Source organism: Rhizobium rosettiformans W3, from assembly GCF_004912135.1.
Classification (GTDB): Bacteria; Pseudomonadota; Alphaproteobacteria; order Rhizobiales; family Rhizobiaceae; genus Allorhizobium; species Allorhizobium rosettiformans.
In genome coordinates, this window is sequence record NZ_STGU01000007.1 from 184374 (window position 1) to 209532 (window position 25159).

Consider the following 25159-nt stretch of genomic DNA (forward strand, 5'->3'; position numbering starts at 1 on the left):
TACCCTGTGTTTCAGGTGGTTTTGTTCCATACGCTCTTTAAATCAGCGCAATTCTCGTCTAGCAAGCGCCACCTGCGGCCGCCGGCCGTCGATCGAGTGACTGCCTCAATGATTCAAAGCCGCATTGTCCTGCATTTTCCGGGTTTCGAGCCATTCGATGCCGAAGCCCATCTTCAGCGCTACAAGCGATCTGCAGGGCAGGCGTCAGCGGTCTGGAATGCAAGCTTCGAGGTCGGTGAACTCGCTCGCGACAGGCGGGGTGCTCATTTCCCGGTTGATGCCGATGTTGCCGGCTGGAATACCTCTGCGAAGATCCACGTCTTCGATCACAATGCACTGATCACGGCGATGCGGGCCGAGCCCCTCTGGACTCAGATCGGACGAGGTTTCAGAGCCGGATGGGATGTTGTCGTCCAGGGCGGCGCATGGGCCTATTTCCGCAACGCCTGGCGCTTCGGGCTCTTCTTCCTCTTCCCGTATCTCTTCCTGGCGGCCGGTTTGGCGCTTGGCGTCAACATCGCGGCCATTCCGACTGCCTTGGAGCTCTCGGCGTGGTGGTTCGCGCTCTCAGTACCTGCCGGTTATCTGATCTTCCGATACGGCGTGATCCGCTTCTCGGACCGCTATCACGTCCTGCATCTGCTGGCAGACTGGAGGCTCGCCGTCGCGGTTGCCGAAAACCGACCGGAGATTGCCTCCTGGATCGATCAGGCCGCCGCCCAGGTGATTGCCGCACTGGAAGAGCGCGCTGATGAAATCCTCGTCACCTCCCATAGCATGGGCGCCAATTTCGCGGTCTCGGTCATCGCTCGCGTGTTCGAGCTGGCGCCGGAGGCTCTCAAAGGCCGTCGGCTGGTCTTCGTGACACTCGGTGGTGCGGCTCTTCAATGCAGCCTGTTGTCATCGGCGGCTGTGCTTCGCGGTCGCATCGGTGCGCTCGCCAGGCGTCCGGATGTCGACTGGTTCGACATTCAGTGTCTGACGGACCCGATCCATCTCTACAAATGCCATACGGTGGCGCTGTCTCGCCACAAGGATGCGCCGCAACCCAGGCTCGTCTTCATCCGCTTCAAGCATGCGATGTCGCAGCCGCGTTATGAGAAGAACCGGCGCGATTTTCTGCGCATGCATCGGCAATATGTGCTCGGACCGGATCAGCCGAGCGGCTTCGATTTCACGCTGATGACGGCCGGGCCGCTGCCCGCCAACACCTTCCAGACGCTGGATTCGCAGAAGCCGCCGACCATCCCTGCAAGGTCATGAAAAAGGCCCGCCGGTGAACGGCAGGCCTCTGAACGTCTAAATAATCCGGTGGTCAGTCAGGAATGCTTGTCTGCAATGCCAGAGCGTGCAGCACGCCGCCCATATTGCCCTTCAGCGCGTCATAGACCATCTGGTGCTGCTGAACGCGGCTCTTGCCGCGGAAGGCTTCGGCGACGACCTCGGCGGCGTAATGATCTCCGTCACCAGCGAGGTCGCGGATGACGACCTTTGCTCCCGGAATGCCGGCCTTGATCATGTCTTCAATGTCGCCTGGTTTCATCGGCATGTAACGGATCCCTCATGCAAATCAGCAATGTGAGAACTATCGTGCATTCGCCGAAGCGTTTCAATGGGGTAGGTGGCGCCTACCCCATGCTCCACAGGCATGTGATCGCATGGATCAGACGATCTCGCCGTCCATGAGCGCCGGGAACCAGCCTTCGTGGGCCTTCTTCAGGTCCTCGACGGCCACCGGCTTCGCATCGCCAAGCACGACATTCGAGCCACCGGTGCGGCCGATCCACGGGCAGAAGACACCTGCCGCTTCGGCGCGGACCTGCACCTGGTCGACATCGGCTTCTTTGACCGTCAGCACGTAACGGCCCTGGTCTTCGCCGTAGAAGACGGCGACCGGATTTGCGTCGGCCAGGGCGTTGATATGGGCGCCGATGCCGGAGGCCATGGCCATCTCCGCCACAGCCAGCGCGAGACCGCCGGACGAGCAATCATGCACAGCGGTTGCCAGACCGTCTTCGATCAGGCTACGGACGAAATCGCCGACCTTCTTCTCGTGCTCGAGATCGACATGCGGTGCGGGACCGTCGGTGCGGCCGTGAATGTCGCGCAGGTAGCAGGACTGGCCGAGATGTGTGCCCCAGCCGGACGGCGCGCCCGCGAGCAGGATCGCCTCACCCTGAGCGGCAAAGCGGATGCGGGCCATTTTCTTCCAGTCCTTCATCAGGCCGACGCCGGCAATCGTCGGGGTCGGCAGGATGGCCTGGCCATTGGTCTCGTTGTAGAGCGAGACGTTGCCGGAGACGATCGGGAAATCGAGGGCCTTGCAGGCCTCGCCGATGCCTTTGATCGCAAAGACGAACTGGCCCATGATCTCCGGGCGTTCCGGATTGCCGAAGTTCAGGTTGTCGGTCGCGGCAAGCGGCAGGGCGCCGGTCGCCGTGATGTTGCGCCAGCATTCGGCAACCGCCTGCTTGCCGCCTTCGAACGGGTCGGCCTCAACGTAACGCGGGGTGACGTCGGAGGAGAAGGCAATCGCCTTGGTGGCATGGCCTTCGACACGGATGACGCCGGCATCGCCGCCCGGAAGCTGCAGCGAGTTGCCCTGGATCAGCGTGTCATACTGTTCGTAGACCCAGCGGCGCGAGGAATTGTTGGCCGAGCCGACGAGCTTCACGAGCGCGTCCGCGACGTCGCCGGCCGGAATGTCGTTCTCGGTCAGCGGGGCAGGGGTCTTTGGCTCGATCCACGGACGGTCGTATTCCGGAGCCTCGTCGCCGAGTTCCTTGATCGGCAGGTTTGCGACTTCCTCGCCCTGATGGATGACGCGGAAGCGCAGGTCGTCGGTGGTGTAGCCGACGATCGCGAAGTCCAGGCCCCACTTGACGAAGATGGCCTTGGCGACCTCTTCCTTGGAAGGCTCGAGCACCATGAGCATGCGCTCCTGGCTTTCCGACAGCATCATTTCATAGGCCGTCATGCGCTCTTCGCGCACCGGCACCTTGTCGAGATGCAGCTCGATGCCGAGGTCGCCCTTAGCACCCATTTCGACAGCAGAGCAGGTGAGGCCGGCAGCACCCATGTCCTGAATGGCGATGACGGCGCCGGTCTTCATCAGTTCGAGGCAGGCTTCGAGCAGGCACTTTTCGGTGAAGGGGTCACCGACCTGCACGGTCGGACGCTTCTCTTCGATCGACTCGTCGAATTCGGCAGAGGCCATGGTCGCGCCGCCGACGCCGTCGCGGCCGGTCTTCGCACCGAGATAGACGACCGGCAAGCCGACGCCCTTGGCTTCCGAGAGGAAGATGCCATCCGCCTTGGCAAGGCCGGCAGCGAATGCGTTGACCAGGATATTGCCGTTATAGCGGGCGTCGAATTCGACTTCACCGCCGACCGTGGGCACGCCGAAGGAATTCCCATAGCCGCCAACGCCCGCAACGACGCCTGCCACCAGATGCTTGGTCTTCGGATGATCAGGCGCGCCGAAGCGCAGGGCGTTCATGGCAGCGACGGGACGGGCGCCCATGGTGAAGACGTCGCGCAGGATGCCGCCGACACCGGTCGCCGCGCCCTGATAGGGTTCAATGTAGGACGGGTGGTTGTGGCTCTCCATCTTGAAGACGACGACATCGCCATCATCGATATCGACGACGCCTGCGTTTTCGCCTGGACCCTGGATGACGCGCGGACCCTTGGTCGGCAGCGTCTTCAGCCACTTCTTGGAAGACTTGTATGAGCAGTGCTCGTTCCACATCGCCGAGAAAATGCCAAGCTCGGTGAAGGTCGGCTCGCGTCCGATCAGGTTCAGGATGCGATCGTATTCGTCGGGCTTCAGGCCGTGGCTTGCGATCAGTTCCGGGGTGATGGGACGGGAGTTGGAAACGGTCATCTGGCTCTCAGGGCAATGGAGATCGGTGGGAGATCGGTTTCGAGGCAGGCTATAACGTAAGCCTGCGGCCGGCGCACTTGAAAAATGCGACCGATCAGGCCTTTCCTGCCCCTTTCGCTGCCATGTCAGCCGAGGTGAGCCGGGCGTCAGACGATGGCGCTCGTGCCGAGCGGAGACTGGTCCAGGATGCGGCGTACCGTCTTCAGGCCCTCGACCGAGATCGAGCGGTCGCGCCCTTCGCTGAAGCCGACACGCACATGATGATATACCCGTGCCGAGCGCGCCGGCTTGAATTCGTCCTCGTCGTCAATCAGGACATCGGCATCGAGTACCGCCTGCTTGAAGGTGCCCGACATCCAGGGCTCCGGAAGCTTCAGCCAGAAGAAGGGCAGGCGGGGATGCGAGCGGAACTCGTGTCCGGCAAAGAGCTCGCGGACGACCTCTTCGCGCGCGCCGATTTCCGTGATCACCCGATCGCGGATATCGGCAGCGGCACCCGAGAGCACGAGGCGCGCCGAAAGCTCCGCCAGCAGGAAGGGCAGGCCACCGCTCACCATCTTCTGCGTCACGCGCACGCGCTGGCTCATATGCGGCGGGCAGGCGACCCAGCCGCCCCGCACGCCGGCCGCGACCGACTTCGAGAGCCCGTTCAGCAGGAAAGTCCGGTCCGGTGCCAGCTCGGCCAGCAGCGGGATCCTGTCGCCGATCATGCCGCCATAGAGATAATCCTCGATCAGCCAGACATTGTACTTCCGGGCGATGTCGACGATCTCCTTGCGGCGCAAGAGGGGCAGGGAGGCGAGTGTCGGGTTCTGCCCCGAGGACATGATGAAGGCCGCCTTCGGATGCTCCCGCGCGCAGACACGCTCGAAGTCGGCCGGCAGGATGCCGTCCTGGTCCGAATCAACCAGGACGATCTGTCGACCCATGAGATTGGCGCTTCGGGAGACCTGGGAATAGGTTAGGTGCTCGCACACAATCCGGTCACCCGCCCCACTGACGGCGGCGACCACGGCATTGATGCCGGCGTGAACGCCGAGCTGCGGCAGGATCTGCTCGGCGTCCGGTGACCAGTCGCCTGAAGAGAGCCATTGCCGGCCAGCTTCCAGCCAGTCGGGTGAAAGGGTGCGGGTATAGCTCGAAATCTCGCCGGGATGGGCCGATGCGATCTCCGCCATGATGCGCCCGACAATCTCCGCCTGGCCGACATCGATTGCAGCGGTCGTGTCGAAGCGCAGCTTGCCCGGCGGCGGCACCATGGCCCGCGTGCCGCCATAGGTCATCGACACGGGATCGCGGGGCGCGCCGTTCGCCTGTTCATCATGACCCTGAACATAGGTGCCGCGTCCGACCTCGCCCGTGACGAGGCCACGTTCGCGTAAAAGCGCATAGGCTCGCGAGATTGTCCCGATTGTCACCCCAACGTCATAAGCCAGATCACGTTGCGGCGGCAGCTTGGTCCCGTGCGGCAGTGCGCCTGATTTTATGGCGTTCTCAGCCTCATCTGCGATGCGCAAGTAAAGTGGGCCGGTGCCGGAATCGAGGGAAGGAAGCCAATTTGTCATGATGACAATTCTATAGATTGTCACCCTGAATGAGTCAATTCATACGTGACGAAACAGGATTTGTCAGAAGGACACACGGTCATGGTGACAATAGAGACAATGTCTTCCAGAGCACCTTTGGAGCGCGCTTCGCCCGATCGATCGCGGGGCGCGCTGGCAAAGTCGACTGCCGCATTGGTGCGGGTCATGACATTCTGGTTGCGCCGTCGGCGCACGCGCCTGCATCTGGCGCAGCTCACGGAAGAGCAGTTGCGCGATGTCGGGCTAACGCCTGAAATGGCAGAGCGGGAAATCGGGAAGTCGCGGCTGTTGATGCTGGATCGGCCTTATCAGCCGCCCTTCTGATCAGCAGTCTTTCCTGCCATTCGCCCAGCGAACGACGTCCTGACGGATGCGTGGCGCGACGTCCTCGTTCAGGAGCGGGCCAAAGGCATCGAGGCGCGGAGGCTTGCCTTCGGCCTGGACCACCAGCACGGGCCGGTCGTCGCGTGATCCCTTGCGAACCAGAAGGATACGAGGGCGACCCGAGAAGGAGCTGAGTTCAGGAGAAAGCTGGTAGGCCCGGAAGGCGGCGTCGCCGGACTTGAACCAGCAATTGTTCGCGCTCACCGCCACCTTCTCCATGATGTCGAGAGCCGACTGTCCGCTAGCCGTCGGCCGCGGTGTTTCGGGCTTGCAGGCCGACAGGCCCGCTGCTGCGATGAGGATGGCTGATAGGACGAGGCGGCGCATGGACGATCTTTCGGCTGAGTGCCGCCTTCTCTTATCTGTCCGCGATTAAGCGAAGCTTACCTCAGGCTGCGATGACGTCGAGCGCCGAGGCAAAGATGCCGCGGCCATCATTGCCGCCATGCGCGGCCTCGATGAGGTTTTCCGGATGCGGCATCATGCCAAGCACGTTGCCCTTGGCATTGATCACGCCGGCGATCTCGTTCATCGAGCCGTTCGGATTGGTGCCGTCCGCGTAACGGAAGACCACCTGGCCATTGCCTTCGATTGTCTTCAGGGTCTCGGCATCAGCAAAGTAGTTGCCGTCGTGATGGGCGACGGGGCAGCGGATGATCTGCCCCTTGGCATAGGCGCGGGTGAAGTCGGTGTCGGCGTTGACGACTTCCAGCTTGATTTCCTTGCAGACGAACTTCAGCGAGGTGTTGCGCATCAGGGCGCCCGGCAACATGCCTGCTTCCACGAGGATCTGGAAGCCATTGCACACACCAATGACCTTCACGCCCTTCTCAGCCTTTTCCTTGATCGCCTGCATCACCGGCATGCGGGCGGCAATCGCGCCGCAGCGCAGATAGTCCCCATAGGAGAACCCACCGGGGATGACGATCAGGTCGACATCCGGGACCTCGGTTTCGGTCTGCCAGATCGTCACGGGCGCATGGCCGGAGATCTTGGTGAGCGCCGCGATCATGTCACGGTCACGGTTGAGGCCTGGGAGCTGGACGACGGCTGATTTCATGGCTGTGGCTCAAACCTTAGCTGGGCTTCCTGGAACTCGCGCAGTTCCAGACGATTTTCGATCCGATCCAGGCGCGCCTCGTGACGCGCCAGCGTCGTATGGATGTTGTGAATGTCCTGATGCACGAAGACGAGCGTCCCGCGTATCGCATTCATCTCGGAGCGCAACTCCCGCTGCCCCAGCTTGATGTCCGCAATATCTGCGTGAACTCGCTTCAAGAGTTCGAACATCAATTCGCTGGTGACTTCAGCCATCGCGCATCTCCTACAACCCTCAGGCGATGGAGATAGTATAGTTCTCGATGACCGTGTTGGCGAGGAGCTTTTCGCACATGGCCTTCAGCTCGGTCTCTGCCTTGGCCTTGTCGTCGCCGGCGAGTTCGAGATCGAAGACCTTGCCCTGGCGGACCTGGCCGACGCCGTCGAAACCGAGTGCGCCGAGGGCGCCTTCGATGGCCTTGCCCTGCGGGTCCAGAACGCCGTTCTTCAGGGTGACTGTGACACGTGCCTTGATCACTGATCTCTTCTCCAAAGCTTACTTGACGAGAACCGGGCCCGTGCCACGGATCGGTTCGTTTTCATTCATGATGCCGAGACGGCGGGCGACTTCCTGATAGGCTTCGAGCAGGCCGCCCAGATCCTGGCGGAAACGGTCCTTGTCGAGCTTCTCGCGGGTCTCGATATCCCAGAGGCGGCAGCTGTCCGGAGAGATCTCATCGGCCAGGATGATGCGCATCATGTCGCCTTCGTAGAGGCGGCCGCATTCGATCTTGAAGTCGACGAGCTGGATGCCGATGCCGAGGAAGAGACCGGAGAGGAAGTCGTTGACGCGGATGGCAAGCGCCATGATGTCGTCGAGTTCGGCCGGGTTCGCCCAGCCGAAGGCCGTGATGTGCTCTTCGGAGACCATGGGGTCACCGAGTGCATCGGACTTATAGTAGAATTCAATGATCGAGCGCGGCAGAACGATGCCTTCCTCGATGCCGAGCCGGGTCGAGAGCGAGCCGGCGGCGACATTGCGCACGACGATCTCGAGCGGAATGATCTCGACTTCCTTGATCAGCTGCTCGCGCATGTTCATGCGGCGGATGAAGTGTGTGGGAATGCCGATCTTGTTCAGATGCGTGAAGACGTATTCGGAGATGCGGTTGTTCAGAACACCTTTTCCGTCGATGACTTCATGCTTCTTCTTGTTGAATGCCGTTGCATCGTCCTTGAAGAACTGGATCAGCGTGCCGGGCTCGGGACCCTCATAGAGGATCTTTGCCTTGCCCTCGTAAACGCGGCGGCGACGGTTCATGGATGGTTTTCTCTGTTGGTTGGCATCCCGGCGCCTGAAGCGCGGACGCAGTGGATCGGTCTCTGAAGCGGTCCCTTAACGGAAAACCTTCGTTTTCACAATGCGCAGATCACCCCTTCCTGCCAAAACGTCGCGCCACCAGGGACTGACCCAGAATCGCGGAAGTTTGCATTGCACTTTGTACTCCCTTTTGATTAATGGGGAAACGAAACCGCACGATGGCGGTATAAAACGGGAGATCGATATGAGCGGCATGAGCGATCGCGAAAAGGCCTTCGAAAACAAGTTCGCACACGACCAGGAGCTTCGCTTCAAGGCAGAAGCCCGCCGCAACAAGCTGCTCGGCCTCTGGGCCGCAGGCCTGCTCGGCAAAGCCGACGCGGATGCCTATGCCAAGGAAGTGGTTGCTGCCGATTTCGAAGAGGCCGGCGATGAAGACGTGATCCGCAAGGTCATGGGCGACCTGACGGCTGGTGGCGTTTCGATCACCGATGAAGAACTGCGCGCCAAGATGATCGAGTTCCTCGGCCAGGCCATTGAGCAGGTTCAGAATTCCTGATCGAAGTTGCCTATCGTCGATAACGATCCGCCCCGGCTCATGCCTGGGCGGATTTTTTGTCTCTGAGCATCTGCGTGACGTCCTCGAAGCTTTTGGGCCGGGCGAGGCCATAACCCTGCAGGACATCACAGCCGAGGCGGCTCAGGATCCGGGCATGCTCTTCGGTTTCCACGCCTTCGGCCGTCACCTTGATGCCGAGCGAGCGGGCGATCTGGATGATCGACTTGACGAGGATCCGCTGCTCCTGGCTGTCGGGCACGTGCTCGATCAGTTGTCGGTCGATCTTCAGTGTCGTCGGCTTCAGGTTCAGAAGTCCGACGATCGAGGCGTGGCCGGTGCCGAAATCGTCGATCTCGATATCGATCGCCAGTCGACGGAGCATGTCAAGATTGCTCATGACGGCCGCATCCTGGCGATCCAGGAAGACACTCTCCAGAAGTTCAAAAGACACCGTGCCCGGCTTGATGTCGAGATCAGACAGTCCGCGGGCCAGATCGGGGTCGGTGAGGCGGCGGGCGGAGACGTTCACGGAAATCTTGGGCGGTGCGATGCCCTCCGCGCGCCAGGCCGCCTGGTCAATGAGCGCCTTCTCCAGGATGAGGCCATCGATCTGAGCCAGCACCCCATATTCCTCGGCTATCGTGAGGAACTTGTCTGGGCCGAGGATGCCACGGGTCGGATGGCGCCAGCGGGCCAGACACTCCGCCCCGACCACATTGCGGGTTCGTGCGTCGAACTGCAGTTGGTACTGCGGGAAAATCTCGTCGTTTTCCAGCGCTCTCAGTAGCTCGCTCGAAAGGCGATTGCTGTCGGCGAGCAGTGTGCGGCTGGCAGGCACATAGAACTCGTAGCGATTTCTGCCGAGATACTTAGCCTTGTAGAGCGCGATGTCGGCGTTCTGCAGCAGCTGCTTGGGGTCGATGTCCCGCGTCAGGCTGTGAGCGATGCCGATGCTGGCGCCGAAGCGGCATTCCTGACCGTTGTACCAGGCGGGCTGCCGCATCTGGGCGATGATGCGGCTGGCAACGGTCGCAAGTGCCGGTGTGGCCCCATCATGATCGATCAGCACCACGAACTCGTCGCCGCCGATTCGGGCGGCAAAGTCGGTGACGCGGATGTTGTCTCTGAGGATCTTGGCCGCCAGTGTCAGCATGGCGTCGCCGGCACCGTGGCCAAGCGTGTCGTTGATCTGCTTGAAGCGGTCGAGGTCGATGTGAAGGACGGCGATGCCCGTGCCGAGCTCTCCCTTGCTGTCCCGCCACTCCTCGAGCTTCATCTCGAGATAGCGGCGATTGGGCAGTCCGGTGAGATAGTCGTGCATGGCCGAATGCTCGGCTTCGAGCCGTGTGCGTTCCAGCTCGGCATTGCGGGCCTCGGCCAGCGTCTTCTGCTGCTCGAGCTCCTGTCTGAGGCGCTGGTCCTCCGTCACGTCCCAGTTCACGCCAATCATCTTCAGCCGCCCGTCATGGTCCATGAAGGGCAGGCTGTTGGAGCGAATGTAGCGGGTGCTGCCGTCCCGGGCGATGATCCGGTAGTTGTCGGTAAAGGGCTTCATCTCCGCGATCTTGCCCGCGACATAGGCAAGCGTTCGGGCCCGATCCTCCGGATGAAGCTTGCTCTCCCAAAAGCCGCCGATCTGTACCTCGCAGTCGTTTTCGACTTCGAAGATCCGGCGCATCCCTTCGTCCCATTCGCTGGTGCCGGCTTCGAAGTCCGTCTCGAAGATGCCGATCCCGGAAATGTCGATTGCCAGTTTCAGGCGGCGCGAGAGGCCTTCCAGCCACTCTTCCTGCTGCTTGCGGGCGGTAATGTCGGTGTCGGTGCCGATGATGCGCGCAGGGTTGCCATCCGCATCGCGCTCGACGCATGCACCGCGGCACTCGATCCAGACATAGTGGCCTTGCTTGTGCATCTCCCTGTACTGAAAGACGCTGTAATCAGGGTCACCGGCATTTTGCCGCTCGATACAGTGCAAGACGCGCTCGCGGTCCTGCGGGTGGACGAGCTCCAGCCATGCTTCCATGGTCGGGGGGAAGGCATCATCGGGCCCCAGGCCGCGGATCTCGCGCCAGACATCCGAGTAATAGTAGTCGCCGGAACTGCGCTGGTCCCAGACCCCGGAGGTGGAGCCGACCAGGGCGTAATTCCAGCGGCTTTCCCGCATTGTAACCTCGTCGAGCTTGCGACGGAGGTCGGTGATATCGGTCAGCTGGAGCAGAACAGCGCCGTCGCCTGAGCCGTTGAAATTGGCCTGGCTCAGGCCGGCGATGAAGTGTTTTTGGTCAGCCTTCGAAGTCGAGACCTCGATCGACGATGGCTCGTTGTCCATCAGCCGGCTGAGCGCGAGCAGCAGTTTCGCCGCGTCGGTGTCCCTGAAGCACGTGGCGACGTTGAGGCCTGGCGACGCATCGGCGCCGAGGGCGCCGCGCATGGCGTCATTCAACGAGCGGATGATCCCATCCGCGGTGAGCCATGCAGCAGGCCAGTCGAGGCAGGAGATCTCTATTCCACCCGCGCCGGGCGTGGGGAGGGTGGCAGCTTTTGGGCGCAAGATCATGCTCCTGGCTTCGAACGGTTGCAGGAAGTCTATGAGTGCCCGCTTAAGAAGGTTTTAAACTCTCCCGTCCGACGCCGGAATTAACGCCGTCTTTGCAATTGCCGGCTCGCGCCGTGTCCCAGGTGTCCGAAGCCTAGAGGCGGCCGAGGAACTGGGCGAAAACCATGGTTCCCTCAGGCCATGGACCGTGTCCGGACTCGGCATTGATGTGGCCGGATTCGCCGGCATCGATCAGGAAGGAGCCCCAGGCATTGGCGATGTCTTCGGCATGGGCGTATTCACCGAAGGGGTCGTTGCGGCTCGCGATCATGATCGACGGAAAGGGAAGCGGAAGGCGCGGGTAGGGACCAAAGGTCATCAGATGTTTCGGCCGGATATCCGGATTGGCAACGTCCGGCGGCGCCACGAGAAAGGCTCCGGCCACACGCTGCTTCATCTCCGGAATAGCGTGCACGATCGCGGGCACGCCCAGCGAATGCCCCACGAGCACGACCGGCTTCGTGGAGGCGTTCACTTCCTCGGCCACGCGCGCGACCCAGTCTTCACGAACCGGTTTGGACCATTCGGCCTGTTCCACTCGTCGCGCGGTGGACAGTTTCGCTTCCCAGCGGGATTGCCAGTGGTCGGGACCGGAATTGGTGTAGCCGGGGACGATCAGGATGTCTGCTTCTGAAACTTTCATGGCCCCTATCTGCTGTTCCGCCGCTTCAACGTCAAGATTTCGCGGCGCGCTCAGCGCCAGAAAATCGCGCCGAACGGGCCATTCTGTTCGGCGTGGGCTGTTGGATTCTGCGCAGGCGGAAGGGCGAGCTGTCTCGCGGCGACACGGGGACCTACAGATCAACGAGATGACTCACGGCTTCGTGCGCCGAGAACGGGCGACAGATAGACCTTTAGGTGATAATCTAATCGCTTAACTCCTTGGCCCGGCGCATTGCGTTCATCACCCCGGCCTTGGGAGGAAGAGCCGGCGCCACGTCGCGACCGCTTTGGCCCGACGTCGCCCACGCATTTCACTTTGCAGCTTACAGACCCTGTTGCTCGAGGAGGAAGTGAGAATGTCGACCTTTCATGTAATGACTGATGCCACCGGTACGATCGTCAGGCCCGAAGTGCGGCGGATAGGCGTGTCCGACGTCCTTGCGGCACTGCGCGAAGGTTATGAGGATTTTCGCGAAAAGCCTTCGCATTATGCTTTCGTGGCGCTCATCTATCCGATCGCCGGTGCGATCATGATCGGCTGGAGTGCCGGCATCGAGCTTCTGCCGATGGTCTACCCGCTTCTCGCCGGTTTCGCCCTTGTCGGGCCGCTTCTGGCGCTCGGGCTGATGGAAATTAGCCGTCGTCGCGAGCTCGGTCAGCCGGCCGATTGGTCGAATGTGCTCGATCTCATGCGGTCGCCATCTTTGCCTGCGCTGCTGATGATGAGCCTTTACCTCCTGACCCTCTTCATGGTCTGGCTGGTGGTCTCGCGGGGGCTGTACCTGCAATTGATCGGCGATTATCCGTCGCCGGGCGTCTTTGCCTTCGCCAGCGGTATTCTCGACCACCCCAACGCCATTGCCTTCCTGTTCTGGAGCAATGCCTTCGGCTTCGTTCTGGCGCTGATTGCGCTCGTCATCAGCATCGTGGCATTTCCCATGCTGCTCGACCGCGATTGTGGCGCTGCATCCGCCGTCTCGACATCGGTCAGGGCGAGCCTTGCCAATCCTGTTCCGGTCGCCGCCTGGGGTCTCATGGTCGCCGCGCTGCTCGCGATCGGCATGGCAACCCTGATGGTTGGACTGGTCGTCATCGTGCCCGTGCTCGGCCATGCGACCTGGCACTTCTACCGGCGGCTCGTGGTCTGAGGCGCAGCGTCAGCGGCTGCCAAAGCCATAGGCGGCGATTGCGAGCAAGGACAGGACAAGAGGTAGCACGTATCTACTTCTTGTCGTGGTCTTCGTCGTCGCCGCCATGGTGGCTGCCGCAGCCAATGCAAGGACCAGCAGTACGATGCGCACCAGCGCTCGGTTGCCATTGGTTTCGATTGTCGTGGGATCGAGGCTCGCATCGAATTCGGTCATCCAGCCGTATTCGTGACCACTGAGCAGCCCAATGCCGAAGCTCGCGGACAGCGAGATCACTGCAAGCATCAGGCGCAACAGGTGCCGCAAGGGTCTTTCCTCTCAACCGAAAAGGGGCGCGAATGTTTCGCGCCCCCTCGTCATGTCAGATTGCCTGATGAAAATCAGCCGAAAACCCGCTTGAAAATCGTGTCGACATGCTTGGTGTGATAGCCGAGGTCGAATTTTTCGCGGATGTCCTCTTCCGACAGGGCGGCACGAACTTCCTCGTCGGCGAGCAGTTCCTCCAGGAAGTCGGCACCCTTTTCCCAGACCTTCATCGCGTTGCGCTGGACGAGGCGATAGCTGTCTTCGCGCGACACACCGGCCTGGGTGAGCGCCAGAAGCACCCGCTGGCTCATGACCAGACCCTTGAACTTGTTCATGTTCTTCAACATGTTCTCTGGGTAGATCACGAGCTTCTCGATGACGCCGGCGAGGCGGTTCAGGGCGAAGTCGAGGGTGATGGTCGTATCCGGGCCGATCGCACGCTCGACGCTCGAATGGCTGATGTCGCGCTCGTGCCAGAGGGCCACATTCTCGAGCGCCGGGGTCACCGACATGCGCACAAGGCGGGCAAGGCCCGTCAGGTTTTCGGTGAGAACCGGATTGCGCTTGTGCGGCATGGCGGACGAGCCCTTCTGGCCCGGTGAGAAGAATTCTTCCGCCTCCAGGACTTCCGTGCGCTGCATGTGGCGGATCTCGATCGCAACGTTTTCGATGGACGAGGCGATGACGCCGAGGGTGGCGAAGAACATCGCATGGCGGTCGCGCGGGATGACCTGGGTCGAGATCGGCTCCGGGACGAGGCCGAGCTTGGCGCAGACATGCTCTTCGACGCGCGGGTCGATATTGGCGAAGGTGCCGACGGCGCCGGAGATCGCGCCGGTTGCCACTTCCGCCCGGGCATTGACCAGACGATCGCGGTTGCGGGCCATTTCGGCATAGAAGCGGGCAAAGGTCAGGCCCATGGTCGTCGGCTCGGCATGGATGCCGTGGCTGCGGCCGATGCGGACCGTGTCCTTATGCTCGAAGGCGCGCGCCTTCAGGGCTGCCAGCACGCGGTCCATGTCGGCGATCAGGATGTCGGCGGCGCGCACCAGCTGGATGTTGAGTGTCGTGTCAAGCACGTCCGACGAGGTCATGCCCTGGTGGACGAAGCGGCTATCCGGGCCGATGAATTCGGCGAGATGGGTCAGGAAGGCGATGACGTCATGCTTGGTGACGGCCTCGATCTCGTCGATGCGGGCGACGTTGAATTCGGCCGGTCCACCCTTTTCCCAGATGGTGCGGGCGGATTCCTTCGGGATCACGCCGAGATCGGCGAGCGCGTCGCAGGCATGGGCCTCGATCTCGAACCAGATGCGGAACTTGGTTTCGGGGGACCAGATGGCGACCATTTCCGGCCGGGAGTAACGCGGGATCATCGGGCTCGTCTTTCGTTGGACATGGGAAAATTCTGGCCCCCCTTAGCAAAGTGGGGCTGCAAGCTCAACGGCTGCGGCGGGCCATGACGATGCTCACGGCAAGAAGCAGGGCCAATCCGACCGGAAGCAGATGGCGCAGGCCCAGAACCGCGAACTGGTAGAGTGCGACCGCCGTCGTGTAAATCAGCTGATAACCCCAGATTCGGGTCGCGAAGGGGGCATGCCAGTGGGCATAGAAATAACGGTACTGCAGGGCATAGAGGCCGGCCGTCGCGCCGATCGTGACGATGCCGAGGAGCGATACCCAGCCGGCCAGGACGATCTGCGGCTGGCGGCCGACAGTAAGGATGTGGATCAGCGGCAGTGCGACGACCCATCCCAAGATCCCGCCACCGGCGTAGATCACCGTCAGGATGAGGTCGTGGCTGCCGGTCGCGCGGCTGAAGAGGTGGATGGAGAGAAGAAAGCTCGCCGCCATGGCCAGTCCCCAGCCTAGCGCACCGAGCATCCAGAACCGAGCGGAGGGAAGCCAGCGTCCCCCGGTCAAGGCTTCACCGGGACGGCCAGCCAGCGCAGATTGTTGCCCTCGAAGCCCAGGGATACGACCTGCACCAGAACCATATGCGGCGCAGAGGAGCCATAGCCAGGCGTTACCACGCCGCCGATGGCATAGGCGCTGGGGCAGTTGCGGCTCATCGGAACGGCCTGATCGCGATAGACTTCGCGCCGCTCATCTGGCTTTGCGTCACTGGCCACGGACAGTGCAAAGCCGCGCACCTTGACGTCCATGCTTTCGCAGAGGTCTTCACCTTTGGCCTCGAACTCTTCGAGAAAGATGCGGTGAATGCCGTCGGAGACATAGAAGCTCGGAAAGGCCTGATAACGCAGGTCTCGCGTCTTCTCCGCCAGTTCTCCGATGGGTGTAAGAGCCACGAGATGGCCCGGATCGTCGCCGATCTTGCGTGCTTCCAGGATTGCCTTGGCCTTCCCGAGGCTCTGGCGACGCGCCTCGCCGATCGAGGCTTCCTCGCGCTGAATGACAACCCTGACCGGCGTGCCCTCGACATAGCGGTCCGTTTCGGTGTCGATTACCTGGACTTCGGCATAGGCGAAGCCGGAGCCATCCTGCTCGCCGAATTGTTCGAAGGCGAAATATCTGCCATCCGGCGAATAGCCGATCGGCCGCATCTCCGCCACGTCCCCCGCGCCTGCGGCAGAGGCCGACAGAAGCGAGAGCGCAATGGCAGAAAGCTGTGACCTCAACCGCGACCTCCCAGGGCTACCTGCCTGAGAGTGTCGACCGTCTTGCGGTAGTCGTCAACGCCCTTGCCCTTGAAGATCGCCGAGCCCGCAACCAGGGCATTGGCACCGGCCTTGGCGATTTCGGCCGCGTTGTCGGCGGTGACGCCGCCATCCACCTCCAGATCGATCGGACGGTTGCCGATCAAGGCATGCGCCTTGGCGATCTTGTCGGTCATGGCGGGAATGTATTTCTGGCCGCCGAAGCCGGGGTTGACGCTCATGATCAGGATCAGATCCAGATCATCCATCACATGCTCGATTGCCGAGAGAGGCGTTGCCGGATTGAGCGAAACGCCGGCCTTCTTGCCGAGCCCGCGGATGGTCTGCAGCGAGCGATGCAGATGCGGACCGGCTTCGGCGTGAACCGTGATGATGTCGCAGCCGGCATCGGCGAAGGCTGCGAGATAGGGATCGGCCGGCGCAATCATCAGGTGGCAGTCGAAGACCGCCTTGGTCCAGGGACGAAGCGCCTTGATGATCGCAGGGCCGAAAGAGATGTTCGGCACGAAATGGCCGTCCATCACGTCGAGATGCACCCATTCTGCACCGGCCTCGACGACATCGCGGACTTCCTCGCCCAAGCGCGAGAAATCCGAGGCGAGGATGGAAGGCGAAATCAGAAGAGGGCGGGTCATCGAAGGCTCCTCGCAAGGGTAGGGCGACTGTTGGGCGTCCGCATAGCACCGGCCACCCCCACCGGCAACCATGCCTTTGGATGAGAAGCGGTCGCTTTCCGGGCCCGGCACCCTTGACGATGACGCTTGCTCGCTTCATCCCTCGGCCAATGAAAAGCAGTCTGGGAGGACGACATGGCCAAGTTCGCGATCATCACCGGCGGCAGTTCCGGCATCGGCCGGCATCTGGTCTCGGCCTTCGTGCGAGAAGGCTATGACGTCGCCTTCACCCATCTTGGGCAGCATGATGCGACATCGGAGGTCGAGGAAGAGGCGGCGGCCCTTGGCGGGCGCGCGATCGGCCGCGAATGCGAAGTTGCCAACAGCGCAGCCATCGAGGTGTTTCTGGACGAGGTGATCGCATGGGCCGGCGAGGTGCCGGATGTCCTGGTGAATAATGCCGGCATCCAGACCTGGGCCTCGATGCTCGAGCTTTCCGAGGAGCGTTGGGATGCCGTCATCAGCACCAATCTCAAGGGCACGTTCCTCAACACGCAGCGCGTGGCGCGGCGGATGGTCGAGGCGGGCAAGGGAGGTTCGATCATCAATCTCGGCTCCGGCTGCAACAAACACGCCTTTCCGAAACTCGTCGACTACACCGCCTCCAAGGGGGGTATCGAGCAGTTGACCAAGGTTTCCGCTGTCGAGCTTGGACCGCATCAGATCAGGGTCAATTGCATCGCGCCCGGTGCAATCGAGACGGCACGAACCCAAGCGGAAGCGCCCGATTATGCCAAGACCTGGGGTGATGTGACGCCGCTGCGTCGCGTCGGCACGCCCGAGGATATCGCCGGGCCGATCCTCTTCCTCGCCGGGCCGCAATCGGCTTTCGTGACCGGGCAGACGATCTGGGTCGATGGTGGCGTCTTCAGCCAGGCCTTCTGGCCCTATCGCGACTGATCCTTCGCAAGGCTCGTCATTGCGTGGGCTCGGCCACGGGCATAAAAGCATCCCCCTGCCATTGCAGAAGGCGATAGGGATTCTCGCTCAGCTCATGATCTTCGCCGAAGGTGAGCGGGCCGAGCGCCGTCTCGAAGGTCGTGCCGATCAGCGCATCGGTCACAGGCGTGCCCACGGCCGATGAAATGCCCCAGGCATCCGCGAGGATCGTGACGGCGGCATGGGCCGGCATCAGATAGCCTTCCGGTTCGAGCTTTGCCGCTTGGAGTTCTGTCGCCAGCAGTGTTGCAGCGGGTTCCGATGGCTTCTCGATCAGCCCAACGGCAAGCACGCCATCTTCGAGCGGCACCGGATCATCGGCCGCTCGCATGGCTTCGCCGCCCAGCAAGGTGAGCGCCATCTTCTCCTGCTTGGCGTCACGAGCGATGATTGCGACGTCGTTCCTGTCGCCGCCGACGAAGGCATGGGTGACGCCTGCCGTCTTTAGCCGGCGGACAAGGGCCAGCTGCTGCTCCTGTCCGGGGCGGAAGGTGTCGATGAAGGCCGGTTTCAGGCCACGCTCTTCCAGACTGATGCGGATCGCCTCGGTCAGTTCGCGGCCACGAATCGTGCCGTCCTCCAGAAGGGCGACCGGTTCGCCCGCCCAGTCCCGCAGAATGATCTCTGAGAGCTTTGCGGCTTCCTGATCGCCATTGGGCGCGAGGCGGAACAGCGGCCAGCCGGCTTTCAGCGCATCCTCCATCAGGCCTTTCCAGCGCACCGAGAGCGTGAAGGCGGGAATATCGGCTTTGGCGAGGTCCGGCAGAGCCCCCGTCAGGCTTTCGCTGCAAAGGAAGCCGATTGCGGCCTTGGCCTCCGCTGCCGTGATCGATTCGGCGATGGCTTGTCCGCTGCCTTCGTTGCAGTTCTCGTCGATCTCCACGAGGCTAATGGACAGCTTGCCGGCGGCGAGCGCAGCCCCCTGGCGCACCTGATCGCCGAGTACCGCAAAGGGACCTGTCTTCGGCGCCACGACCGCAAGCTTCAGCTCGTCTGCCATCAGCGGTCCTGCCGTCACGCCGAACAGCAGAGGAAGTGCAAGCCAGGAGATGATCGGTCGCGCTTTGGTCATGCTGCGATCCTAGCCGAAAGCGCAGGCGATTGGAAATGCTGGCTTTCCGGTCGATGGTGACCTCTCGGAACGAAATCGTGATGCCGTTGTGGAAAAGGTAAGGCCTCCGGCCCATATTGCGATGGCGACGGGGAAAGGTCGCCGAGGGGAGACGTGAATTTGAGCATGCAAGGTGTGGATCCGGTCGTCTATCGCGAGGCTATGAGCCGTTATGCGGGGCATGTGCAGATCGTGACGACGGAGCATGAGGGTGTCAGGCGCGGCGTGACGATCACCGCCGCCTGTTCGGTCTCCGACAGCCCGCCCATGGTGCTCGCCTGCCTCAACAACAGCAATCCCAGCAATGCCGTCCTGTTCGAGAGCGGGCACTTCGCCTTGAACACGCTCGGTGCTCACCATCAGGAACTGGCCAATGCCTTTGCCGGCTTCGGCAAACTCTCTGCGGAGGATCGGTTTGCACTGGCCGAATGGCAGGTGATGGAAACGGGTTCGCCAGTCCTTGCAAGCGCTGTCGTTGCCTTCGATTGCGTCGTGACGGACCGGAAGGTGACGAACACCCATACGGTGCTGTTCGGCGAAGTTCGGGCCGTGCATTTCGGAGAGCGTGAGCCATCGCTCATCTATCTGGACCGGGGCTTTCACACGCTATAAGCTCTCCTCGAACCAGGGAGGAGACATGGCAGAGACCTCGGGAAAGGCGCTGCCGGAGACGATCGATGGCATCATCGATCTGCTTGCGGCTGAGGATTATCTGGCCGGCAGGCCACTTGGCACCGTTCTGTTCCTGGCGCTAAAGATGAAGCGGCCACTGTTCCTCGAGGGTGAGGCGGGCGTCGGCAAGACGGAAGTCGCCAAGGTGCTGGCCAAGGCGCTCGATCGTCCTCTCATCCGCCTGCAGTGCTATGAAGGGCTCGATGTCGCCTCCGCTGTCTATGAGTGGAATTATCCGGCGCAGATGCTGGAGATCCGCATGGCGGAAGCCTCCGGCGTGTCCGATCGATCCCGGCTCGAAGGTGACATCTTCTCCGAACGCTACCTCATCCGGCGTCCTGTGCTGCAGGCGCTCGAAGGCGAACCTGGCCGCGCGCCGGTCTTCCTGATCGATGAACTCGACCGCACCGACGAAGCCTTCGAAGCCTTCCTGTTGGAAGTGCTCTCGGATTTCCAGGTGACGATCCCGGAATTCGGCACGGTCAAGGCCGCCGAGCCGCCGATCGTGATCGTCACCTCCAACCGGACGCGCGAGGTCCATGACGCGCTGAAGCGCCGCTGCCTCTACCATTGGGTGGATTATCCGGCCGCGGCCGACGAGCTCGCGATCATCCGCCGCAAGGTGAAGGGTTGCAACGAGCAGCTTTCCCGACAGATCGTCACCTATGTGCAGAAGCTCAGGACCATCGACCTCTTCAAGAATCCGGGCATTGCCGAAAGCATCGACTGGGCGACGGCGTTGACCGAGCTCGACCGGCTGGCGCTCGATCCCGAGACAATCGCGGACACACTCGGCACGCTCCTGAAATACCAGGAGGACATTGCCCGCATCCAGGGCAGTGAAGGCGAGAAGCTCTTGTCCGAGGTGAAGGCAGAGCTGCTCGCAAAGGCCGGCTGAGATGGAGAGCTTCGGGCCTAATCCCAGCAGCGGACACGACGGCATCGTCGTGCCGCCACCGGTGCAGGGGGATGGCCGGCTCGCCGACAATATCGTCCACTTTGCCCGGGTGCTGCGGAAGGCCGGTCTCAAGCCCGGGCCCGGTGCCGTCATCGATGCCATCGAGGCTGTCGACGCGATCGGGATCGGCTCGCGTATTGAGTTCCACGCCGCGCTGTCGGCCATCTTTGTCAAGCGGCATGAAGACCAGCCTGTCTTTGATGAGGCTTTCTCGATCTTCTGGCGCTCGCGTGATCTCGTCGCCAAGATGATTGCGCTGATGTCACCGGTTGCCGCGATCGGAGAGCGCCAGAAGCCGAAGGCGGGTGGCGCACGCGTCAGTGATGCGCTGTTTGCCGACCGGAAAAGCGAGCCGAAGCCGCGCGAGGAGCCGGATGTCGAGGTGGATGCCCGGCTCACGGTCTCCGGCCAGGAAGTGTTTCGCCGGCTCGATTTCGGTCAGATGACGGCCTCAGAACTGAAAGAGGCACGCAACGCCATCGAGCGCCTCGCCATGCCGCTCGATCTCGTGCAGACGCGCCGCTACCGGTCATCAACCAAGGGCCGCCTCATTGATCCGCGCGCCAGCATGCGCCAGTCGCTGCGCACCGGCGGCGACCTGATGCTGCCGAAGTTTCGCGAGCGTCGGCAACAGCCGCCACCGCTTGTGATCCTTGCCGATATCTCCGGCTCGATGAGCCAGTATACGCGCATCTTCCTGCATTTCCTCCATGTGCTGACCGAACGGCGCCGTCGCGTCCATACCTTCCTCTTCGGCACGCGGCTCACCAATGTCACGCGCCAGCTTCGCCATCGCGATCCCGATGAGGCGATCGCCCAGTGCACCGATGCGGTGGCCGACTGGTCGGGCGGCACCCGCATCGGCGAGACGCTGAGGCTCTTCAACCGTCACTGGGGCCGGCGTGTGCTGGGGCAGGGTGCCGTGGTGCTGCTGATCACCGACGGGCTGGAGCGCGACGAAGTGGATGTGCTGAGCCGCGAGACAGACCGCCTGCACCGCTCCTGCCGGCGGCTGGTCTGGCTCAATCCGCTTTTGCGCTTTGCCGGTTTCGAGGCACGGGCGCGCGGCGTGCGGGCCATGCTGCCGCATGTTGACGAACTGAGGTCCGTGCACAATCTGGAAGCCCTGTCGGATCTGGTGCAATCTTTGTCCGGCGCACCGGATCGGGATTGCGATCCCAGGCGTTACCTCGGTTCTGAAAGGAGCCTGACATGACCATGGAGACCACCGCACGCGATCCTCTTGCGATCGCAGAAAGCTGGCATGGCGAAGGCCGAACTGTCGCCATTGCGACCGTCATCGAAACCTGGGGTTCGGCACCGCGCCCAGTCGGCAGTCACCTCGTCATCGACGGCGAGGGCAATTTCGAGGGCTCGGTTTCCGGTGGCTGCGTCGAAGGTGCCGTGATCACCGAAGCGCTCGACGTCATCGACAGCGGCCAATCCAAGATGCTCGAATTCGGTGTCGCGGATGAGACGGCCTGGCGGGTGGGCCTCTCCTGCGGCGGCCGCATCCGCGTCCATGTGGAGAGGCTCGGCTGATGGATGTCGCAACGCTTGTCGCGCTGAATGCCGCCAAACGCGAGCGTCGTGGCGCCGTCTTGGTAAGCGACCTCGATGCCGGCTCGTCAGAGCTCGTGACAGAAGATCAGGTCGCGTCGCATCCGTTGAGTGGCGAGATCCGCGCACGGCTTCTCTCCGGCAAGTCGGGCACTGTCGAAATCGACGGGAAGAGCCTCTTTTTCAACGTTCATCTTCCGCCGCCGCGGATCGTCGTGATCGGAGCGGTTCACATCAGCCAGGCGCTGGCGCCGATGGCGACCCTTGCAGGTTTCGCTGTCACCATCATCGATCCGCGCACGGCCTTTGCCACGCCGGAACGCTTTGCCGGCGTTGATCTCCGCGCGGACTGGCCCGATGAGGTCTTCGCCACCCAGCCGCTCGACCGCTACAGCGCGATGGTCGCCGTCACCCATGACCCGAAGATCGACGATCCCGGCCTGACTGCAGCCCTTAAAGCGGGCTGTTTGTATGTCGGCGCGCTGGGGTCCCGCAAAACCCATGCGAAGCGCGTCGACCGTCTCGCGTCGCTCGGCTTTAACCAGGCCATGATAGACCGCATCCGGGCGCCGATCGGCCTCGATATCGGGGCTGCCACGCCGGCGGAAATTGCGGTCGCGATCCTGGCGGAGATCATCGGTGCGCTGCGCCGCCGGGACCTCGCCCATGCCGGCGATCCGGCCGAGGCCGTGTCTTGAAGTTCGGTCCCGTGCCGACCGGAGAGGCGGAGGGGGCGATCCTCGCCCATTCCCAGCCACTCGTCTCAGGCAAGCTGCCGAAAGGCCGGCGGCTAGAGGCTGAAGATATCGCGCGGTTGCTGGACGAAGGCATCGCCAGCGTGATCGCCTGTCGGCTCGAGCCGGGTGATCTCACCGAGGACGAGGCTGCCGAACGCCTGTCCGCAGCGATCGACGTCAAAGGCATCACTCGCAGCCCGGCCTCGACGGGGCGCGTGAATTTCTATGCGACCGAGAACGGCCTCTTCCTCGCGGAGAAGGGGCTGGTCGATCGCTTCAACAGTGTCGACCCAGCCATCACGCTCGCCTGTCTTGCCGACCGCCGCGATGTCCGGACGGGCGATCTGGTGGCGACGATCAAGATCATCCCGCTTGCGGTCGCCGGTTCGAGCGTCGAAGCCGCCGCCGCGATCCTTCGCGAAGGCACTGCCTTCCAGGTTGCAGGCTATCAGTCTCGTCAGGTGCATCTCATCGCCACCCAGCTGCCCTCGCTGAAACCCTCGGTCATGGACAAGACCGCACGCGTGCTCGAGGCGCGTCTCGCGTCCTCGCAGAGCCGGATCGTGTCGGAAAATCGTGTACCGCACCGGGCTGAGGCGGTGGCCGAGGCCATTTCGGCCGCCCTTTCCAAGCCAAAGGCAGAGAAGGGTCAGCCAGCCCTCGTTATCGTCTTCGGCGCGTCCGCCGTTGCCGATGCCGATGACGTCATTCCCGCCGCCATCCGCCTCGCCGGCGGCGTGGTCGACCATGTCGGTCTGCCCGTCGATCCCGGCAATCTGCTCGTGCTCGGCCGTGTCGGTGATGTCGAGGTCATCGGCGCGCCTGGCTGTGCCCGCTCACCAAAGGAAAACGGCTTCGACTGGGTGCTGAACCGCATCCTTGCCGGCCATCCGCCGGATCGGGCCGAAATGACCGGTTGGGGTGTCGGTGGTTTGCTGATGGAGATCCCGAGCCGCCCGCTGCCGCGACTGACGGCCACTGCCGACTCGGATCCCGCGGCTCTCGGTCTCGTCGTGCTTGCCGCCGGTCGGGCAAGTCGTATGGGCGAGGGCGGTCACCACAAGCTCCTTGCTGAATTCGAAGGCGAACCGCTCGTTCGGCGTTCGGTGCGTCAGGCTCTGGAGGCGAAGGTGGGGCCCGTGACCGTCGTCACCGGCCATCGGAACGCCGAGATTGCGGATGCGCTGGCCGGCCTTCCGATCAAACTCGTGGACAATCCCGACTATGCCTCCGGCATGGCCTCATCGCTGAAAACCGGGCTTGCCGCTACAGAAGACAAAGGGCTGCCTGGCATGATGGTGCTGCTCGCCGATATGCCGAATGTTTCTGCTGCCGATATCGCGGCTTTGGCCAGCGCCTACGCAAAGTCCGGTGGCAAGGCAGTCGTGCGCGCCGTCTCCGATGGCCAGCGCGGCAATCCCGTGATCCTGCCAGCCGCTACCTTCGAGGCTCTGAAGGCGCTGGAAGGAGACATCGGCGCGCGGCCCGTCATCGAAAGCGCCGGGCTTGCCGTGATCGATGTCGAAATCGGACCCGCCGCGCGTCTTGATGTCGATACGCCTGAGGCTATTCTGTCCGCCGGCGGGATCTTGAAGGGCTAACCATGGACAATGCGGCGATTGAGGAAATGTTCGAGGCGGTCGGGCCCGTAACGATCCGCCGGATGTTCGGGGGCAAAGGCATTTATGCACGCGGCATCATCTTCGCGCTCGAACTGCGGGGCGAGTTGATGCTGAAGGGCGACGAGGAGAGTGCGCCCTTGCTCGAAGGGGCTGGAGCCACACGCTGGCGCTATGAGGGCAAGGGAGGCAAACCCGTCGCCATGCCTTATTGGACCATTCCCGACGAGGCGCTTGATGACCCTGACATCATGGCGAAATGGGCGCGGATTGCGCTCGATGCGGCGATCCGGGTGACGGAGCGGGAGGCGGCTCAGCGCAAGTAGGGCAGCACGGCCTGGGTGAAGACTGACAGCGGTTGCGGCAAGGCGTCGAGATCAAACCAATCGATCTCCGACAGCTTGTCAGGCTCGGTCAGCTGCGGCTCGCCCGTCGTGTCGTCTGAGACATACAGCAGCGAAATCCAGTGCTGGCGGTCGGCCTCGATCAGCTGCTCGGTCATCCCGACATAGCGGATCGCGCTGATCGTCAGGCCCGTTTCTTCCTCGGCCTCGCGGCGCGCGGCAAGTTCTGCCGGCTCCATGTGATCGACCTTGCCACCGACGATGTTCCAGTAGCCGGCTTCGGGGGCCTTCATGCGCCTGCACAAAAGCAGTTTGCCATCCCGTAGGATGGCAAGACCAACCCCGAGACCGGGGAAATCGAGACCGGGCTGACCCACAAA

General features: G+C 62.5%; 30 protein-coding genes. 12 read left to right on the plus strand and 18 right to left on the minus strand.

What is annotated here, in order from left to right; translation table 11 throughout:
• The first annotated feature begins 108 nt into the window (after positions 1–108).
• Positions 109–1263: a hypothetical protein gene (locus FAA86_RS14420; protein ID WP_136541654.1), complete on the plus strand. Its 1155-nt coding sequence runs from the start codon at positions 109–111 to the stop codon at positions 1261–1263.
• A 52-nt stretch (positions 1264–1315) separates the two neighbouring features.
• Here FAA86_RS14420 and FAA86_RS14425 read toward each other — a convergent pair whose 3' ends face one another.
• The 4 genes from FAA86_RS14425 to FAA86_RS24835 form a co-directional block, all read right to left on the minus strand.
• Positions 1316–1549, minus strand: a complete 234-nt coding sequence (locus FAA86_RS14425) for a BolA/IbaG family iron-sulfur metabolism protein (RefSeq protein WP_054149753.1) — start codon at positions 1547–1549, stop codon at positions 1316–1318.
• Positions 1550–1663: 114 nt separating this feature from the next.
• On the minus strand, positions 1664–3886 hold the full coding sequence (gene purL, locus FAA86_RS14430; protein WP_136541656.1) for a phosphoribosylformylglycinamidine synthase subunit PurL: 2223 nt from the start codon (positions 3884–3886) through the stop codon (positions 1664–1666).
• Between the two features lie 146 nt (positions 3887–4032).
• Complete coding sequence (locus FAA86_RS14435) at positions 4033–5451, minus strand: aminotransferase-like domain-containing protein (protein WP_136541658.1); 1419 nt, start codon at positions 5449–5451, stop codon at positions 4033–4035.
• Positions 5452–5471: 20 nt separating this feature from the next.
• Positions 5472–5639, minus strand: a complete 168-nt coding sequence (locus FAA86_RS24835; protein WP_205910038.1) for a hypothetical protein — start codon at positions 5637–5639, stop codon at positions 5472–5474.
• On the opposite strand from FAA86_RS24835, the gene FAA86_RS24840 reads away from it, so the two are divergent.
• Positions 5638–5796, plus strand: a complete 159-nt coding sequence (locus FAA86_RS24840) for a YjiS-like domain-containing protein (RefSeq protein ID WP_205910039.1) — start codon at positions 5638–5640, stop codon at positions 5794–5796. The genes FAA86_RS24835 and FAA86_RS24840 overlap by 2 nt on opposite strands.
• On the opposite strand, the gene FAA86_RS14445 is transcribed toward FAA86_RS24840, so the two are convergent.
• From FAA86_RS14445 to purC, 5 genes are all read right to left on the minus strand, one after another.
• A complete protein-coding gene (locus FAA86_RS14445; protein WP_113459578.1) occupies positions 5797–6183 on the minus strand; it encodes a hypothetical protein in 387 nt (128 codons plus the stop codon).
• Positions 6184–6244: 61 nt separating this feature from the next.
• Positions 6245–6916: a phosphoribosylformylglycinamidine synthase subunit PurQ gene (gene purQ, locus FAA86_RS14450; RefSeq protein WP_136541660.1), complete on the minus strand. Its 672-nt coding sequence runs from the start codon at positions 6914–6916 to the stop codon at positions 6245–6247.
• Positions 6913–7170, minus strand: coding sequence for a hypothetical protein (locus FAA86_RS14455; protein ID WP_136541662.1), 258 nt, complete (start codon positions 7168–7170; stop codon positions 6913–6915). Before FAA86_RS14455 ends, purQ begins: the two co-directional genes overlap by 4 nt.
• Before the next feature lie 19 nt (positions 7171–7189).
• Positions 7190–7432: a phosphoribosylformylglycinamidine synthase subunit PurS gene (gene purS / locus FAA86_RS14460; protein ID WP_113376567.1), complete on the minus strand. Its 243-nt coding sequence runs from the start codon at positions 7430–7432 to the stop codon at positions 7190–7192.
• An 18-nt stretch (positions 7433–7450) separates the two neighbouring features.
• Positions 7451–8215 (minus strand): phosphoribosylaminoimidazolesuccinocarboxamide synthase, encoded by a 765-nt coding sequence (purC, locus tag FAA86_RS14465; RefSeq protein ID WP_113459581.1) that lies wholly within the window; start codon positions 8213–8215, stop codon positions 7451–7453.
• Between the two features lie 244 nt (positions 8216–8459).
• Between purC and FAA86_RS14470 the strand changes: the two genes are divergently transcribed.
• Complete coding sequence (locus FAA86_RS14470) at positions 8460–8774, plus strand: DUF1476 domain-containing protein (protein ID WP_136541664.1); 315 nt, start codon at positions 8460–8462, stop codon at positions 8772–8774.
• Positions 8775–8811: 37 nt separating this feature from the next.
• Here the strand turns inward: FAA86_RS14470 and FAA86_RS14475 are convergent, their stop codons facing one another.
• Both FAA86_RS14475 and FAA86_RS14480 read right to left on the minus strand, forming a co-directional pair.
• A complete protein-coding gene (locus FAA86_RS14475; protein WP_136541666.1) occupies positions 8812–11325 on the minus strand; it encodes a sensor domain-containing protein in 2514 nt (837 codons plus the stop codon).
• A 139-nt stretch (positions 11326–11464) separates the two neighbouring features.
• Positions 11465–12013 (minus strand): RBBP9/YdeN family alpha/beta hydrolase, encoded by a 549-nt coding sequence (locus tag FAA86_RS14480; RefSeq protein WP_136541668.1) that lies wholly within the window; start codon positions 12011–12013, stop codon positions 11465–11467.
• A 376-nt stretch (positions 12014–12389) separates the two neighbouring features.
• Between FAA86_RS14480 and FAA86_RS14485 the strand changes: the two genes are divergently transcribed.
• Complete coding sequence (locus FAA86_RS14485; protein WP_136541670.1) at positions 12390–13181, plus strand: DUF2189 domain-containing protein; 792 nt, start codon at positions 12390–12392, stop codon at positions 13179–13181.
• A 9-nt stretch (positions 13182–13190) separates the two neighbouring features.
• Here FAA86_RS14485 and FAA86_RS14490 read toward each other — a convergent pair whose 3' ends face one another.
• The 5 genes from FAA86_RS14490 to rpe form a co-directional block, all read right to left on the minus strand.
• Positions 13191–13487 carry a hypothetical protein gene (locus tag FAA86_RS14490; RefSeq protein ID WP_136541672.1) on the minus strand — a complete coding sequence of 99 codons (297 nt, stop codon included), beginning with the start codon at positions 13485–13487 and terminating at the stop codon, positions 13191–13193.
• A gap of 74 nt (positions 13488–13561) precedes the next feature.
• The gene (gene purB / locus FAA86_RS14495) at positions 13562–14863 is read right to left on the minus strand and encodes an adenylosuccinate lyase (RefSeq protein WP_136541674.1); all 1302 of its coding nucleotides are present in this window, start codon (positions 14861–14863) and stop codon (positions 13562–13564) included.
• Positions 14864–14927: 64 nt separating this feature from the next.
• Positions 14928–15341 (minus strand): hypothetical protein, encoded by a 414-nt coding sequence (locus FAA86_RS14500; protein ID WP_246035083.1) that lies wholly within the window; start codon positions 15339–15341, stop codon positions 14928–14930.
• Positions 15342–15406: 65 nt separating this feature from the next.
• Positions 15407–16126: a DUF2259 domain-containing protein gene (locus tag FAA86_RS14505; protein ID WP_136541676.1), complete on the minus strand. Its 720-nt coding sequence runs from the start codon at positions 16124–16126 to the stop codon at positions 15407–15409.
• Complete coding sequence (gene rpe / locus FAA86_RS14510; RefSeq protein WP_136541678.1) at positions 16123–16800, minus strand: ribulose-phosphate 3-epimerase; 678 nt, start codon at positions 16798–16800, stop codon at positions 16123–16125. The genes FAA86_RS14505 and rpe overlap by 4 nt, the downstream gene beginning before the upstream one ends.
• A gap of 174 nt (positions 16801–16974) precedes the next feature.
• Between rpe and FAA86_RS14515 the strand changes: the two genes are divergently transcribed.
• Positions 16975–17739: an SDR family NAD(P)-dependent oxidoreductase gene (locus tag FAA86_RS14515; protein ID WP_136541680.1), complete on the plus strand. Its 765-nt coding sequence runs from the start codon at positions 16975–16977 to the stop codon at positions 17737–17739.
• A gap of 16 nt (positions 17740–17755) precedes the next feature.
• On the opposite strand, the gene FAA86_RS14520 is transcribed toward FAA86_RS14515, so the two are convergent.
• A complete protein-coding gene (locus FAA86_RS14520; protein WP_136541682.1) occupies positions 17756–18850 on the minus strand; it encodes a branched-chain amino acid ABC transporter substrate-binding protein in 1095 nt (364 codons plus the stop codon).
• A 165-nt stretch (positions 18851–19015) separates the two neighbouring features.
• Here FAA86_RS14520 and FAA86_RS14525 point away from each other — a divergent pair, with 165 nt between their 5' ends.
• The 7 genes from FAA86_RS14525 to FAA86_RS14555 are packed head-to-tail and all read left to right on the plus strand — an operon-like array spanning position 19016 to position 24761.
• The gene (locus tag FAA86_RS14525) at positions 19016–19501 is read left to right on the plus strand and encodes a flavin reductase (protein WP_136541818.1); all 486 of its coding nucleotides are present in this window, start codon (positions 19016–19018) and stop codon (positions 19499–19501) included.
• Positions 19502–19526: 25 nt separating this feature from the next.
• Positions 19527–20459 carry an AAA family ATPase gene (locus FAA86_RS14530; protein ID WP_136541684.1) on the plus strand — a complete coding sequence of 311 codons (933 nt, stop codon included), beginning with the start codon at positions 19527–19529 and terminating at the stop codon, positions 20457–20459.
• Between the two features lies 1 nt (position 20460).
• The gene (locus FAA86_RS14535; protein WP_136541686.1) at positions 20461–21735 is read left to right on the plus strand and encodes a vWA domain-containing protein; all 1275 of its coding nucleotides are present in this window, start codon (positions 20461–20463) and stop codon (positions 21733–21735) included.
• Positions 21732–22061 (plus strand): XdhC family protein, encoded by a 330-nt coding sequence (locus FAA86_RS14540; RefSeq protein WP_136541688.1) that lies wholly within the window; start codon positions 21732–21734, stop codon positions 22059–22061. The genes FAA86_RS14535 and FAA86_RS14540 overlap by 4 nt, the downstream gene beginning before the upstream one ends.
• Positions 22061–22777 carry an XdhC family protein gene (locus tag FAA86_RS14545; protein ID WP_136541690.1) on the plus strand — a complete coding sequence of 239 codons (717 nt, stop codon included), beginning with the start codon at positions 22061–22063 and terminating at the stop codon, positions 22775–22777. The genes FAA86_RS14540 and FAA86_RS14545 overlap by 1 nt, the downstream gene beginning before the upstream one ends.
• A complete protein-coding gene (locus FAA86_RS14550) occupies positions 22774–24417 on the plus strand; it encodes an NTP transferase domain-containing protein (protein WP_136541692.1) in 1644 nt (547 codons plus the stop codon). Before FAA86_RS14545 ends, FAA86_RS14550 begins: the two co-directional genes overlap by 4 nt.
• Before the next feature lie 2 nt (positions 24418–24419).
• Entirely contained in the window at positions 24420–24761 is a 342-nt protein-coding gene (locus FAA86_RS14555) for a TfoX/Sxy family protein (RefSeq protein WP_136541694.1), read from the plus strand.
• Here the strand turns inward: FAA86_RS14555 and FAA86_RS14560 are convergent.
• On the minus strand, positions 24749–25156 hold the full coding sequence (locus FAA86_RS14560; protein ID WP_136541696.1) for an NUDIX domain-containing protein: 408 nt from the start codon (positions 25154–25156) through the stop codon (positions 24749–24751). The two genes, FAA86_RS14555 and FAA86_RS14560, sit on opposite strands and share 13 nt — an antisense overlap.
• Positions 25157–25159 lie beyond the last annotated feature (3 nt).